This is a genomic window from Bradyrhizobium sp. JR3.5 (assembly GCF_054057015.1).
In genome coordinates this window covers 1,725,995-1,740,066 of record NZ_JBSRYV010000002.1, presented here as the reverse complement: position 1 = coordinate 1,740,066, position 14,072 = coordinate 1,725,995, and the positions used below count along the sequence as shown (strand labels likewise).

The window sequence follows — 14,072 nt, the reverse complement described above, 5'->3', positions numbered from 1 at the left end:
ATGCGGCGATTGGTTGGATTGATCGGTCTGGCACTGATGCTGGCGAGCGGCGCGGCGCGCGCCGAGGAGCGCATCCATGTCGTTGCGAGCTTCTCGATCCTCGCCGACATGGTGCGCAATGTCGGCGGCAACAGCGTCGACGTGGTGGCGCTGGTCGGGCCCGACGGCGACGCGCATGTTTATGCGCCGACGCCGGCGGACGCCAAGAAGGTCGCCGACGCCAGGCTGCTGGTCATCAACGGCCTCGGCTTCGAGGGCTGGTTGCCGCGGCTGCTGCAGGCCTCCGGCAGCAAGGCGCCGGTCGCGGTGGCAACCAAGGGGATCATGCCGCGCAAGATGGGCGGCCATGACGATCCGCATGCCTGGCAATCGGTGGCCAATGCGAAGATCTACGTCGTCAATATTCGCGACGGGCTGATCGCCGCTGCCCCCGACCGTGCCGGCGTCTTCAAGGCCAATGCCGACGCCTATCTGGCGAGGCTGGAAGCGCTCGACCGCGAGGTGCACGAGGCGGTGGCGAAAATACCGGACGCGCGGCGCAAGGTGATCTCGACCCACGACGCCTTCGGCTATTTCGCCGACGCCTACGGAATTACGTTTTTCTCGCCGCTCAGCGTCTCGACCGATTCCGAGCCCAGCGCACGCGATATCGCCGCCATCATCGCCCAGATCAAGGTTGCGAAAATTCCGGCAGTTTTTCTCGAAAATATCAGCGATCCACGCCTGATCGAGCGGATCGCGGCCGAGACCGGCGCCAGGGTCGGCGGGACCCTGTATTCGGACAGTTTGACGGGCGAAAAGGGCCAGGCACCCACTTACATTGATATGGTCAGGCACAATATAAAGGCCCTGACCAGCGCGCTCGCCAACTAGGGGCAGGGGCCTCCCTGCCGGGATTGAGCGCGGCCCCAATTCGGAGTTGTTATGGCTGAAGCTTCGCAAAAAATTCCAGTGACCGTGCTGACGGGCTATCTCGGCGCCGGCAAGACCACGCTGTTGAACCGCATCCTGTCGGAAAACCACGGCAAGAAATACGCCGTCATCGTCAACGAATTCGGCGAGATCGGTATCGACAACGACCTCATCATCGGCGCCGATGAGGAAGTCTTCGAGATGAACAATGGCTGCGTCTGCTGCACGGTGCGCGGCGACCTCGTCCGTATCATGGACGGGTTGATGAAGCGCAAGGGCAAGTTCGACGCCATCATCGTCGAGACCACGGGCCTCGCCGATCCGGCACCGGTCGCGCAGACCTTCTTCGTCGACGAGGACGTGCAGAAGAACGCCCGGCTCGACGCGGTGGTGACCGTTGCCGACGCCAAGTGGCTGAGCGACCGCCTCAAGGACGCGCCGGAAGCCAAGAACCAGATCGCGTTCGCCGACGTCATCGTGCTGAACAAGACCGATCTGGTTTCGAAGGCTGAGCTTGCCGAGGTCGAGGCCCGCATCCGCGGCATCAACCCCTATGCCAAGCTACACCGCACCGAGCGCTGCCAGGTCGGGATCGCTGACGTGCTGGAGCGCGGCGCGTTCGACCTCGACCGCATCCTGGAGATCGAGCCCGATTTCCTCGAGGCCGGCGACGGTCACGACCATGACCACGATCATCACCATGATCACCATCACCACGATCACGGCCATGGGCTGAAGCACTATCACGACGAGGACATGCAATCGCTGTCGCTGCGTTCGGAGAAGCCGCTCGATCCGACCAAGTTCATGCCCTGGCTGCAGAACCTCGTCGCCACCGAGGGGCAGAAGATCCTGCGCTCGAAGGGCATCCTCGCCTTCACCGGCGATGACGACCGCTACGTCTTCCAGGGTGTCCACATGATGCTGGAGGGCGACCACCAGCGGAAGTGGAAGGACGGCGAGAAGCGCGAAAGCCGCGTCGTGTTCATTGGTCGCGAATTGCCCGAGCAGGCGATCCGCGACGGCTTCGAGCAGTGCATCACCACGTGATGAAAGAGTTCGACCCGGGCGAGGCCCCATCTTCCATCGTTTCGATCACCGACCGCGTCAAGTCGCTTCCGCTCGGCGCGGCGGTCGGTTCGGTGCACTTCCTCGGCGACCGCGCGTTCTTCGTCGGCGCCGAGGAGAGCGTCGCGATCGCGACCGCGCGACGGCGAGATCACGCGGACAGAGACGCATTTCGGCGCCATCCTGTGCGCGGCCTCCGACGGCAAGCGGCTTGTCACCGGCGGTGACGACGGCAAGCTGATCGCAATCGACGCCAAGGGCGAGACCTCGACCATTGCGACCGACGCCAAGCGGCGCTGGATCGACAACGTCGCGCTGCACAGCGACGGCACCGTGGCGTGGTCGGCGGGCAAGACCGCGTTCGTGCGCAATCCCAAGGGCGAAGAGAAAACCTTCGAGGTGCCGTCGACCGTCGGCGGACTGGCGTTCGCGCCGAAGGGCCTGCGGCTTGCGATTGCGCATTACAACGGCGTGACCTTGTGGTTTCCCAACATGGCCGCCAACCCGGAATTCCTGGAATGGGCCGGCTCGCACCTCGCGGTCTCTTTCAGCCCGGACAACAAGTTTCTTGTCACGGCGATGCACGAGGCCGCGATGCATGGCTGGCGGCTCGCCGATAACAGGCACATGCGGATGAGCGGTTATCCCGGCCGCGTGCGCTCGATGTCGTGGAGCGCCGGCGGCAAGGGACTCGCGACCTCGGGCGCCGATGCCGTGATCGTCTGGCCGTTCACCAGCAAGGACGGTCCGATGGGCAAGGAGCCGGCGATGCTGGCGCCGATGCCGGCGCGGGTCGCGGTGGTTGCCTGCCATCCGAAGAACGACATCATGGCGGTCGGCTACGCCGACGGTACTGTGCTGATGGTCCGGCTCGAGGACGGCGCCGAGATCCTGGTGCGCCGGAACGCCGGTACCGCGGTGTCGGCGCTGGGATGGAATGCCAAGGGCACGCTGCTCGCCTACGGCACGGAAGATGGTGACGCGGGCATCCTGGAAATGTAAGAGATCGCTGCATCGTTCTCGGGCGAGGAAGAATCGGCAGCGCCATGCGATTTCTCACGACATTCCAGCTCGCCGACTTCATCGACACGCTGGTCAGCCTGACGTCAGCTTTTGTGCTCGGCACCCTGATCGGGGCCGAGCGGCAGTATCGGCAGCGCACCGCGGGGTTGCGCACCAATGTGCTGGTCGCGGTCGGCGCGGCCGCCTTCGTCGATCTCGCGATGCATCTGGCGGGTGCCGATGGCGCGGTGCGGGTAATCGCCTATGTGGTGTCGGGGATCGGTTTCCTCGGCGCCGGCGTCATCATGAAGCAGGGCATGGACGTGCGCGGCCTCAACACCGCGGCGACGCTGTGGGCCTCGGCCGCGGTCGGCTCCTGCGCCGGCGCCGACCTGGTGGCGCAGGCGGCGGCGTTGACCGTGTTCGTGATCGCCGGCAACACGCTGCTGCGCCCGCTGGTCAACGCCATCAACCGCATCCCGCTGAACGAGAAGGCTTCGGAGGCGACCTACTACTTCAAGCTCGCGGTGACTCCGGAGGCATTGCCCAACATGCGCGACCGCCTGGTCGAGAAGCTCGAGGCCGCGAACTATCCGGTCGCCGATGTCAACGTGGTCGAGGCCGGCGACGACTTCCTGTGGAGATCGTGGCGACGCTGGTCTCGACCGCGGTCGACCCCAACGAGCTGAATGCCGTGGTGGTCGATCTGCAGCATCAGCCCGGCGTGCGGCACGTAACCTGGGAAATCAGCACCACGGATTGAGGTGAGGTTCCCGTAAGCTCTGCTCAGGAACCATGCCGCGGCCGGATCGTTGACCTCGCTGACAATCGCGGGTGAATGAGATGGCTGCGGATCGGACCAGTCTGCGGAACGACGTGCTGATCGCCTCCACGCTGGTGGTGGCGGGCGTTGCGATCGCGGCGCTGTCGCTGCACGCGATCAACGCAGCGCCGCAAGAGATGGCGCAGGCGACCCAGCCGCTGCAGACGACGCCGTCACCCGAGCCAGAGAAGACAGCGCCGCCGGCCGAGTCGAAGCCCGGCGGCGAGCGGCCGACGACGCCGGCGCCGGAGCCGGCGCGTCCCGACGCTGAAGCGCAGAAGGCCGGCGCCAGGCCGGTGCTGCCGCCGGCGCCCGCCGAGAAGACCGCGCCGCCGATTGAGAAGAAATAGGCGCGTTCGGCCGGCGCATTGTGACGCGCATTTGACTGATGCTGCCGATTATACGGTCTCGCCTCTGCCGCCTGCGCCCGCCATAATCTGTCGTCTTGCCAACGACAAATGGGGCCTTTCATGAAGATTGAGGACGTCCGGCGCACCGCCTATTCGATGCCGCTCACCAACCCGTCGTTTCCGCCGGGGCCGTATCGGTTCTTCGACCGCGAATATTTCATCATCACCTACAAGACCGACCCCGAAGCGCTGGCGGCCGTGGTGCCGGAGCCGCTCGAGGTCGCCGAGCCCGTGGTGAAGTACGAATTCATCCGCATGCCGGACTCGACCGGCTTCGGCGACTACACCGAAACCGGCCAGGTGATCCCGGTCCGCTTCAAAGGTGAGCTCGGGGCCTATACCCACGCGATGTATCTCGACGACGAGGCCCCGATTGCGGGCGGCCGCGAGCTCTGGGGATTTCCGAAGAAGCTGGCGCGGCCCAAGATCGCGGTCGAGAGCGACGTGCTGGTCGGCTCGCTGCATTACGGCTCGGTACTCTGCGCCTCCGCCACCATGGGCTACAAGTACCACAAGGTCGATCACGATACGGTCTTGAACGCGATGAAGGCGCCGAACTTCATCCTGAAGATCATTCCGCATGTCGACGGCAGCCCGCGGATCTGCGAGCTGGTGCGCTTCCATCTCGACGACATCGTTCTGAAGGAGGCTTGGACAGGGCCCTCCGCGCTCGGTCTGTTTCCGCACGCGCTGTGCGACGTCGCCCGCCTGCCGGTGCGCGAGGTGGTCTCGGCGTTGCATTACAAGGCGGACCTGACGCTCGGCCTCGGCTCGGTCGCGTTCGACTACATGGCGAAGTGAGCGGCGCCAGACAGCAAAATGCCCGGCGTGAGCCGGGCATTTTCGTTCTCAACGTACGCTGTGCGGTCACCGCACCAGGATGTTCTTGAACTGCCAGGGATCGCTGGTGTCGATATCCTCCGGGAACAGTCCCGGACGATCCGTCAGCGGAGTCCAGTCGGTGTAGAAACCCTTCACCGGGCCGAGATACGGCAGCTGGATTTCCAGCAGACGATCGAAATCCATCTCGTCGGCTTCGACGATGCCCTCGTTCGGGTTCTCCAGCGCCCACACCATGCCGCCGAGCACCGCGGAGGTCACCTGCAGGCCGGTCGCGTTCTGATAGGGCGCGAGCCTGCGGGTCTCCTCGATGGAGAGCTGCGAGCCGTACCAGTAGGCATTGTTGTCGTGACCGAACAGCAGCACGCCGAGTTCGTCGATGCCGTCGACGATTTCGTTCTCATCGAGGATGTGGTGCTTCTCCTGCATCTTCGCTGCGCGGCCGAACATTTCATGCAGCGACAGCACGGCATCGTCAGCCGGATGATAGGCATAGTGGCAGGTCGGCCGATAGATCGCCGTGCCCGATGCGTCACGCACCGTGAAGTAATCGGCGATCGAGATCGGACTCGTTGTGGGTGACGAGGAAGCCATACTGCGCGCCGCGGGTCGGGCACCAGGTCCGCACGCGCGTGTTGGCGCCGGGCTGCATCAGATAGATCGCCGCGCCGCAGCCGGCTTCGTGGGTGCGCGCATTCTCGGGCATCCATTTTTCATGGGTACCCCAACCGAGTTCGGACGGCTGCACGCCTTCCGACAGGAAACCTTCCACCGACCAGGTGTTGACGAAGACATCAGGCTCCTTCGGAGACTTGGAGCGCTGGGTGTCGCGTTCGGCGATATGGATGCCCTTGATACCAGCCTGCCGCATCAAGTCCGCCCATTCGGCCTTGGTCTTCGGCCTCGGGGCATTGAGCTTCAGATCGGCGGCGACATTGAGCAGCGCCTGCTTGACGAAAAACGAGACCATGCCGGGATTGGCGCCACAGCAGGAGACGGCCGTGGTCGACCTCGCGGGACGCGCCTTCTTGGCGGCCAGCGTCACTTCGCGCAGGGCGTAGTTGGAGCGCGCTTCCGGGCCCTTTGACGAATCGAAGTAGAAGCCGAGCCAGGGCTCGTTGACGGTGTCGATGTAGAGAGCGCCAAGCTCGTTGCAGAGCTCCATGATGTCGGTCGAGCCGGTATCGACCGAGAGATTGACGCAAAAGCCCTGGCCGCCGCCTTCAGTGAGCAGCGGGGTCAGCAGGTCGCGGTAATTGTCCTTGGTCACGGCCTGCTGGATGAACTTTACATTCTGCTTCTCGCAATGCGCCCTGCGGCCCTCGTCCTTGGGATCGATCACGGTGATGCGCGACTTGTCGTAATCGAGATGCCGCTCGATCATCGGCAACGTGCCTTTGCCGATCGAGCCGAAGCCGATCATGACAATGGGACCGGTGATTTTCGCGTAGATCTGCGAGGAGGGGCTCATCATTTTCTCCAGGAGAGCGCCGAGCGGCGGGTAGAGTGGATCAGGGGTTGCGTCGCTTTGCGGTAACTTCGATCTCGACCTTCATCTCGGGCTTGTAGAGCCCCGCGACGATCAGCATCGTTGCGGCCGGGCGGATGTCGCCGAGAACCTCGCCACAGACCGCGAAATGGGCATCCACGTCACTGATATCAGTGAGGTAGTAGGTCGCGCGGACGATGTCGGCCATCGTGAAGCCGCCCTCGGTGAGGGCCGCCTCGATGGTCTTGAAGCAGTTCCGTGACTGGCTCGTGACATCATCAGGCATGGTCATGGTGGTGTAGTCGTAGCCGGTGGTTCCGGCGACGAAGGCGAAGTCGTCGTCGATCACGGCACGGCTGTAGCCCGCGGTCTTCTCGAACGGCGAGCCGGTGGAAATCAGGCGGCGGGGCATGCTGGACCTCGACGGAAAAAGCTTCTGCGCGGGGGTTTACGGGCATTTTTACCGCCCGCGCAACCCCTTGGATTCTTGCCTGAGAGCAGGCGCTAGCGGGACTGCTGCGTGGTGTCCGGCGGCGACGGCGGCGTGCCGGTCCAGCGCCGGATCAGGATGTCCCGGACGATCATAACCGAGATCAGGACCAGCATGACCGTGGTGACGAGGCCGCGCCATCGCGGGCGCGCGCCATCGATTGTGGGAAGGTTCTCTGCCATGGCGCCCGCCTTACGCCGCGTGCGGCACGGCGAGCGGTGCCTTCTGGTTGCGGGTTGCCTTGCGCTTGGGCAGCGGTGCGCCGGTCGGCGTGATCATCCCCCAGGCGCCATCGAGCGCGCCCTCGACCAGCTCGATGCCGAGCAGCCGGTCGCGCTCGAATGCGCCGGGCAGCGACAATTCGCCGGTCCCGGCGGCGGTGAAGCCATAGCGGGCGTAATAGGGCGCATCGCCAAGCAGGATCACCGCGCCGTGGCCGCGGGCCTTCGCCACGGCCAGCGCGCGCTGCATCAGCGCGGCGCCGACGCCGAGGCCGCGGCAGTCGTCGTCGACCGCCAGCGGCCCCAGCATCAGCGCGCTGCGGCCCCCCGCGCTGACGTGCCACAGCCGCACGGTTCCAACCAGCCGGCCATCATGGCGCACGGCCGCAAGGCTCAGGCCTTGGGCGGGCGCGCGTCCGTCGCGCAGGCGCTGGCAAGTGCGGGCATGGCGGTTCTCGCCAAAGCAGGCATCCAGCAGCGCTTCGCGCGCGACGACGTCCGAAGCCCGCTCCGCGCGGATCGCGAACGGGGCGGCTTTTCGGATGAGGGCAACGGGGGTGTTCCATTTTGCAGTCATGGCACGTCAGTCCCCGCTTGCAACGGCAAGTCGCACGCCGCGCAAGCGTCGTTCAGAAAAATCAAAATGATCGGGAAGGAGCCGGCGGGGCCGGCTCCCGGTTTATCAGGCCTCGAAAAGGAGGCGGCTTAGATGTGGTAGGTCTTCAGCGGCGGAATGCCGTTGAACGCCACCGACGAGTAGGTCGACGTATAGGCGCCGGTGCCTTCGATCAGCAGCTTGTCGCCGATCTCGAGCGTTACCGGGAGCGGATACGGCAGCTTCTCGTACAGCACGTCGGCGGAGTCGCAGGTCGGACCCGCGAGCACGCACGGCGTCATGTCCGCCCCGTCATGCGGGGTGCGGATGGCGTAGCGGATCGACTCGTCCATCGTCTCGGCGAGACCGCCGAACTTGCCGATGTCGAGATAGACCCAGCGAACCTCATCCTCGTCGCTCTTCTTCGAGATCAGAACGACTTCGGTCTCGATGATGCCCGCATTGCCGACCATGCCGCGGCCCGGCTCGATGATCGTCTCCGGGATCTGGTTGCCGAAATGCTTGCGCAGCGCACGGAAGATCGACCGGCCATACTGCAGGACCGGCGGAACGTCCTTGAGATACTTGGTCGGGAAGCCACCGCCCATGTTGACCATGGAGAGGTTGATTCCGCGCTCGGCGCAGTCACGGAACACGGTCGAGGCCATCGCGAGCGCGCGGTCCCACGCCTTCACCTTGCGCTGCTGCGAGCCGACATGGAACGAGATGCCGCACGGCTCGAGCCCCAGGCGCTTGGCGAGGTCGAGCACGTCGACCGCCATCTCCGGATCGCAGCCGAACTTGCGCGACAGCGGCCACTCGGCGCCGGCGCAGTCATAGAGGATGCGGCAGAACACCTTCGCGCCGGGAGCGGCGCGGGCGATCTTCTCGACCTCGGCGGCGCAGTCGACTGCGAACAGGCGAATGCCGAGCGCGAAGGCGCGCGCGATGTCGCGCTCCTTCTTGATCGTGTTGCCATAGGAGATGCGGTCCGGCGTCGCACCGGCGGCCAGCGCCATCTCGATTTCCGCAACGGTCGCGGTGTCGAAGCAGGAGCCGAGCGAGGCGAGCAGCGACAGCACTTCGGGCGCTGGGTTGGCCTTCACCGCGTAGAACACGCGGCTGTCCGGCAGCACCTTCGCGAAGGTCTGGTAGTTGTCGCGCACGACCTCGAGGTCGACGACGAGGCACGGCTCGGTGTCGAGACCATCCTGGCGGCGGCTGCGCAGGAATTCCTGGATACGTTCAGTCATGGCACTCTCCAGCGGCCCCAGCGACGGGATCCGCATCAACATGACGTCGGGTCAAAGTGCTCCGGCCACATCGCGCGATGGAGGCGCAACGAAGCCAAAAGACTCAAACCAGACTGTGCTGCCGTGGATTGGTTGGGAGAGTTTCCCGCCCGCTCACCTGGCAATGAAGGACAAGCCTTTTCAGTAGCCCGCGCCGGCGTTGGACTGCCGGTAGAGACCAAAAAAGCCCGATCCGTCGTTGCTTTAAGTCGCGTCCCCCGTGGAGAGCGGGGTGCGCCGGTTCGCCTCCGGCTGCCAGTCACGGTTGCTAAGAGTGGTGAGACCTTCAACGGCATCCCTGGAGAGAGATGCTGGCCGCCTCGTGTCCTGACGGACGTAAGCGACCCTCGGTTCTTCCACCCCTTGGCGGCTGTCCGGCCTCTTGTCCGGATACCTACCGACTGACACACGACCACAGGCACGTGCGAAATTGGGCAAGGCAGGAAATAAGTCTTTTAAATTCGCTTCGCAAGAATTTTTTTGCGATAGCGACAAATTTCCCTAACGCGTGCTTGCGATGGCGCGCGCAGCAGGCGCTGAAGATGAACGGCTGTTAAGAATGACTAGCGAAGCGTGTGCGTTTAAGCCCTGTGCCGCAGCGCTTTCTTGAATCGCTTCAGCTCACGCGCGACGCGTGAACGGCTCGACGCGTTGAGCTGCGCGGATGAAGGCGATCATGATCAGGACGCCGATGCCGAACAGCACGGCCTGCAGGATGTGCGCGCCGAAATCACCGAGCCCGAGCGCGATCGCGAGCGCCCAGCCGCCGGCGAAGGCCGCGCCGAACACTTCGGCGCCGATCAGGATCGCCGCCGAAATCACGGTGATGACGCTCGGCCAGAGGATCCGGCTCGTGCCTGCGGTGGAGGGCTGCATGGTCATGGAATAGGTCCTGTTCAGGGGGCGCAATCTCTCCGAAAAGTGCCCATGTATCAAGCGCAAAAGGCCCAAAAATGCCGTAACGCGTGATATAGATTGGGTCCGCATTTTCAAGGCGGAAAACGGGATATTCGATGTCAGAAACCAGCGCAGACGCTCACGCCAACCCCCTCTTGAAGGCATGGCAGACGCCGCTCGAGACGCCGCCCTTCGCCGAGATCAAGCCGGAGCATTTCCTCCCTGCCTTCGAGCAGGCCTTCGCCGACCATTCGGCCGAAGTGGCTGCGATTACCCATGATCCGGCGCTGCCGGACTTCGACAACACCATCACGGCGCTGGAGCGCTCCGGCAAGCTGCTGTCGAAGGTCTCGGCGGTGTTCTACGACCTGGTCTCGGCCCATTCGAGCCTGGCGATCCTGGAGATCGACAAGGAGGTGTCGCCCCGGATGGCGCGGCACTGGAATCCGATCATGATGAACGCTGTGCTGTTTGGCCGCATCGCCATGCTGCACGAGAAGCGCGCCTCGCTCGGCCTGACCGGCGAGCAGATGCGGCTCCTGGAGCGCACCTACACCCGCTTCCATCGCTCCGGCGCCGGGCTCGACGACGCCGCCAAGGCCCGCATGGCCGCGATCAACGAGCGCCTCGCCCAGCTCGGCACCGCGTTCAGCCACCATCTGCTCGGCGACGAGCAGGAGTGGTTCATGGAGCTCGGCGAGGGCGACCGCGCCGGTCTCTCCGACACATATGTGGCGGCCGCCAAGGCTGCGGCGGAAGAGCGCGGCAAGCCCGGCAAGGCGATCGTGACGCTGTCACGCTCCTCGGTCGAGCCGTTCCTGCAGAGTTCGTCGCGGCGCGACCTGCGCGAGAAGGTCTACAAGGCCTTCACCGCCCGCGGCGACAATGGCAACGCCAACGACAACAACGCGACCATCGTGGAGATCCTCTCGCTCCGCGAGGAGACGGCGAAGATCCTGGGCTTCCCGACCTACGCCGCCTACCGCCTGGAGGATTCCATGGCCAAGACGCCGGAGGCGGTGCGCGGCCTGCTGGAGCGGGTCTGGAAGCCGGCGCGGGCGCGGGCACTCGCCGACCGCGATGCGCTGCAGGCGCTGATCACTGAAGAGGGCGGCAATTTCACCCTGGCGGCCTGGGACTGGCGTTACTACGCTGAGAAGCTGCGCCAGCGCCGCGCCAATTTCGACGATTCCGCGATCAAGCCCTATCTGGTGCTCGACCACATGATCGAGGCCGCCTTCGACTGCGCCACCCGCCTGTTCGGCGTCACCTTCGCCGAGCGCAAGGATGTGCCGGTCTGGCACCCGGACGTGCGGGTGTGGGAGGTCAAGGGCCGCGACGGCCAGCACAAGGCGCTGTTCTACGGCGACTACTTCGCGCGGCCCTCCAAGCGCTCCGGCGCCTGGATGACCTCGCTGCGCGACCAGCAGAGGCTCGACGGCGACGTCGCGCCGCTGGTCATCAATGTCTGCAACTTCGCCAAGGGCGCCGACGGCGCGCCGTCGCTGCTGTCGCCGGACGACGCGCGGACCCTGTTCCACGAGTTCGGCCATGGCCTGCACGGTATGCTCTCGGACGTGACCTATCCGTCGCTGTCGGGGACATCTGTTTTCACCGACTTCGTCGAGCTGCCCTCGCAGCTCTACGAGCACTGGCAGGAGCGGCCCGAGGTGCTGCAGCGTTTCGCCCGCCACTACCAGACCGGCGAGGCGCTGCCGGACGACCTGCTCAAGCGCTTCCTCGCGGCGCGGAAATTCAACCAGGGCTTTGCCACCGTGGAGTTCGTCTCCTCGGCTCTGGTCGACCTCGAATTCCACACCCAGCCGGCGGCGGCGAGCCGCGACGTCCGCGCCTTCGAGCAGAAGGAGTTGGAGAAGATCGGCATGCCCGCCGAGATCTCGCTGCGGCACCGGCCGACCCAGTTCGGCCACATCTTCTCCGGCGACCACTATGCGTCCGGCTACTACAGCTACATGTGGTCGGAGGTGATGGACGCCGACGCCTTCGGCGCCTTCGAGGAGGCCGGCGACATCTTCGATCCGGCGACCGCCAAGCGGCTGCATGACGACATCTACTCGTCGGGCGGCTCGCGCGATCCGGAGGAGGCCTATGTCGCCTTCCGCGGCCGCGAGCCCGAGCCGGACGCGCTCTTGCGCCGTCGCGGCCTGCTCGAGACGCCCGAGGCGGCCTGAAGGTGCCCTCTCTGAACCGCCTGATCGCCGGGCTCGTGCTCGCGGTGTCCGTCGTGCTCGGCACGGCGGCCGCCGAGGCCCATCCGCATGTCTGGATCGTGGCCAAAAGCGAGCTGATCTACGCGCCTGACGGCACCATCACGGGGGTCCGCCACGCCTGGACCTTCGACGACATGTTCTCGACCTATGCGCTGCAGGGCATCGAGACCAAGGTGAAGGGCGCCTACAGCCGCGAGGAGCTGGCGCCGCTGGCGCAGACCAATGTCGAGTCGCTGAAGGAATACGCCTACTTCACCTTCGCCAAGGGCGACGGCAAGAAGCAGAAGTTCACCGAGCCGGTCGACTACTTCCTCGAATACAAGGATTCGGCGCTGACGTTGCACTTCACCCTGCCGGTGAAGACGCCGTTCAAGGCCAGGCAGCTCTCGCTGGAAGTGTTCGACCCGACCTACTTCATCGACTTCCAGTTCGCGGAGAAGGAGCCGATCAAGCTGGTCGGCGCCGCGGCCGAGTGCAAGATGCAGTTCGAGCGGCCGAACGACGGCACCGCCGCCGCGCAGAAGCTCGGCGAGCAGAACTTCCTCGACGGGAGTGCCGGCAATTTCGCGATGATGTTCGCCAACAAGATTACGGTGGATTGCCCATGACGCCGATCGCCTCCCGCGCGATGCGTGGCCTCGCCGTGTCCGCTGCCGTGCTGGCGGCATTCGCGGTGCTCGACGGTGCGGTTCATGCGCTGCTGGCGCAAAATCCGTTCGGCGCACCGCGCGCTGCGGAGCCGCAGGGCGGGATCGTCGGCTGGCTATTGGCAAAACAGTCGGAATTCTACCGCGAGATATCGGCGACCATCCGCGCTGCGAAATCCGACGGCTCGGCGGTCTGGACGCTGCTCGCGATCTCCTTTGCCTACGGAATCTTCCATGCCGCCGGCCCCGGCCACGGCAAGGCGGTGATCTCGTCCTACATGGTCGCCAATCGCGAGACCGCGCAGCGCGGCATCGTGCTGTCGTTCGCCTCGGCGTTGATGCAGTCGCTGGTCGCCGTTCTGATCGTCGGGATCTGCGCCTGGCTGCTCAACGCGACGGCGAAGACCATGTGCGGGGCGGAGAAGGCGATCGAGATCGCAAGCTACGCGCTGATCGCGGCGTTCGGCGCCCGGCTGGTCTGGGTCAAGGGCGGCGGCTTCTTCCGCGCACTCCAGCTGCCGCGCCCGGCGCTGGCGATGGCCGGCACGCATCAGCACGATCACGACCACCATGATCATGATCACCACGACCATGGCCATGAGCACCATCATCGTCACGCGCATGAAGATCATGATCACGGCCACGATCACGGGCATGACGCGCAGCACGTCCATGACGAGCATTGCGGCTATTCGCACGGGCCGACGCCGGCTGAGCTCGCCGGTCCCGGCGGCTGGCGGCGCGGCTTAGGTGCGATCCTCACGGTCGGGATCCGGCCGTGTTCGGGCGCGATCCTGGTGCTGGTGTTCGCGCTGGCGCAGGGCCTGTTCTGGGCCGGCATTGCTGCGACCTTCGTGATGGGGCTCGGCACCGCCATCACGGTGGCCGCGATCGCGCTGGTTGCGGTGTCGGCACGCGGCGTGGCGGAGCGGCTGAGCGGCGCGCGCGACGGCGGCGGCATGGTGATCATGCGCGGCCTGGAGTTTGCTGCCGCGGGTCTGGTGCTGCTGTTCGGGCTCGGGCTGCTGTTCGGCTATGTCGCGGCCGAACGGGCGACGTGTTTGTGAGGTCCCTTAGTCCCGCGCTGTCTCTTGATCCGTCACCCTGAGGAGCGCGTAGCGCGTCTCGAAGGGTCGACGGCCACGGGCCGTACAT

Annotated in this window: 12 protein-coding genes and 3 pseudogenes; 9 read left to right on the top strand and 6 right to left on the bottom strand. The window is 65.3% G+C overall.

Annotation, left to right across the window (positions count from 1 at the left end; all coding sequences use genetic code 11):
• The 6 genes and pseudogenes from ACVWW1_RS25100 to ACVWW1_RS25075 all read left to right on the top strand — a co-directional run bounded on the left by ACVWW1_RS25100 (window position 1) and on the right by ACVWW1_RS25075 (window position 5,016).
• Window positions 1-873: a metal ABC transporter substrate-binding protein gene (locus ACVWW1_RS25100; protein ID WP_456657791.1), complete on the top strand. Its 873-nt coding sequence runs from the start codon at window positions 1-3 to the stop codon at window positions 871-873.
• Window positions 874-924: 51 nt separating this feature from the next.
• Window positions 925-1,962: a CobW family GTP-binding protein gene (locus tag ACVWW1_RS25095; RefSeq protein ID WP_456657790.1), complete on the top strand. Its 1,038-nt coding sequence runs from the start codon at window positions 925-927 to the stop codon at window positions 1,960-1,962.
• Window positions 1,962-2,982 (top strand): annotated as a pseudogene (locus tag ACVWW1_RS25090) (WD40 repeat domain-containing protein). The gene ACVWW1_RS25095 and the pseudogene ACVWW1_RS25090 overlap by 1 nt, the downstream one beginning before the upstream one ends.
• Window positions 2,983-3,026: 44 nt before the next feature.
• Window positions 3,027-3,745 (top strand): annotated as a pseudogene (locus tag ACVWW1_RS25085) (MgtC/SapB family protein).
• 80 nt (window positions 3,746-3,825) lie between these two features.
• Window positions 3,826-4,155, top strand: a complete 330-nt coding sequence (locus tag ACVWW1_RS25080; RefSeq protein ID WP_456657789.1) for a hypothetical protein — start codon at window positions 3,826-3,828, stop codon at window positions 4,153-4,155.
• A gap of 120 nt (window positions 4,156-4,275) precedes the next feature.
• The gene (locus ACVWW1_RS25075; protein ID WP_207833011.1) at window positions 4,276-5,016 is read left to right on the top strand and encodes an acetoacetate decarboxylase; all 741 of its coding nucleotides are present in this window, start codon (window positions 4,276-4,278) and stop codon (window positions 5,014-5,016) included.
• A 66-nt stretch (window positions 5,017-5,082) separates the two neighbouring features.
• On the opposite strand, the pseudogene ACVWW1_RS25070 reads toward ACVWW1_RS25075, so the two are convergent.
• The 6 genes and pseudogenes from ACVWW1_RS25070 to ACVWW1_RS25045 form a co-directional block, all read right to left on the bottom strand.
• A pseudogene (locus ACVWW1_RS25070) lies at window positions 5,083-6,526 on the bottom strand (homospermidine synthase).
• Window positions 6,527-6,566: 40 nt separating this feature from the next.
• On the bottom strand, window positions 6,567-6,956 hold the full coding sequence (locus ACVWW1_RS25065; protein ID WP_456657788.1) for a RidA family protein: 390 nt from the start codon (window positions 6,954-6,956) through the stop codon (window positions 6,567-6,569).
• A gap of 92 nt (window positions 6,957-7,048) precedes the next feature.
• A complete protein-coding gene (locus ACVWW1_RS25060) occupies window positions 7,049-7,216 on the bottom strand; it encodes a hypothetical protein (protein WP_456657787.1) in 168 nt (55 codons plus the stop codon).
• Between the two features lie 10 nt (window positions 7,217-7,226).
• Complete coding sequence (locus tag ACVWW1_RS25055; RefSeq protein ID WP_456657786.1) at window positions 7,227-7,832, bottom strand: GNAT family N-acetyltransferase; 606 nt, start codon at window positions 7,830-7,832, stop codon at window positions 7,227-7,229.
• A gap of 128 nt (window positions 7,833-7,960) precedes the next feature.
• Complete coding sequence (locus ACVWW1_RS25050) at window positions 7,961-9,103, bottom strand: type III PLP-dependent enzyme (protein ID WP_456657785.1); 1,143 nt, start codon at window positions 9,101-9,103, stop codon at window positions 7,961-7,963.
• Window positions 9,104-9,763: 660 nt separating this feature from the next.
• Window positions 9,764-10,024 (bottom strand): hypothetical protein, encoded by a 261-nt coding sequence (locus tag ACVWW1_RS25045; RefSeq protein WP_376711762.1) that lies wholly within the window; start codon window positions 10,022-10,024, stop codon window positions 9,764-9,766.
• A gap of 131 nt (window positions 10,025-10,155) precedes the next feature.
• Between ACVWW1_RS25045 and ACVWW1_RS25040 the strand changes: the two genes are divergently transcribed.
• From ACVWW1_RS25040 to ACVWW1_RS25030, 3 genes are read left to right on the top strand one after another with little or no spacing between them, the layout of a single operon-like run.
• Window positions 10,156-12,231 (top strand): M3 family metallopeptidase, encoded by a 2,076-nt coding sequence (locus ACVWW1_RS25040; protein ID WP_456657784.1) that lies wholly within the window; start codon window positions 10,156-10,158, stop codon window positions 12,229-12,231.
• Window positions 12,232-12,242: 11 nt separating this feature from the next.
• Window positions 12,243-12,878 (top strand): DUF1007 family protein, encoded by a 636-nt coding sequence (locus tag ACVWW1_RS25035; RefSeq protein WP_456660672.1) that lies wholly within the window; start codon window positions 12,243-12,245, stop codon window positions 12,876-12,878.
• Window positions 12,875-13,984, top strand: coding sequence for a nickel/cobalt transporter (locus tag ACVWW1_RS25030; protein ID WP_456657783.1), 1,110 nt, complete (start codon window positions 12,875-12,877; stop codon window positions 13,982-13,984). The genes ACVWW1_RS25035 and ACVWW1_RS25030 overlap by 4 nt, the downstream gene beginning before the upstream one ends.
• The last annotated feature ends 88 nt before the right edge of the window (window positions 13,985-14,072 follow it).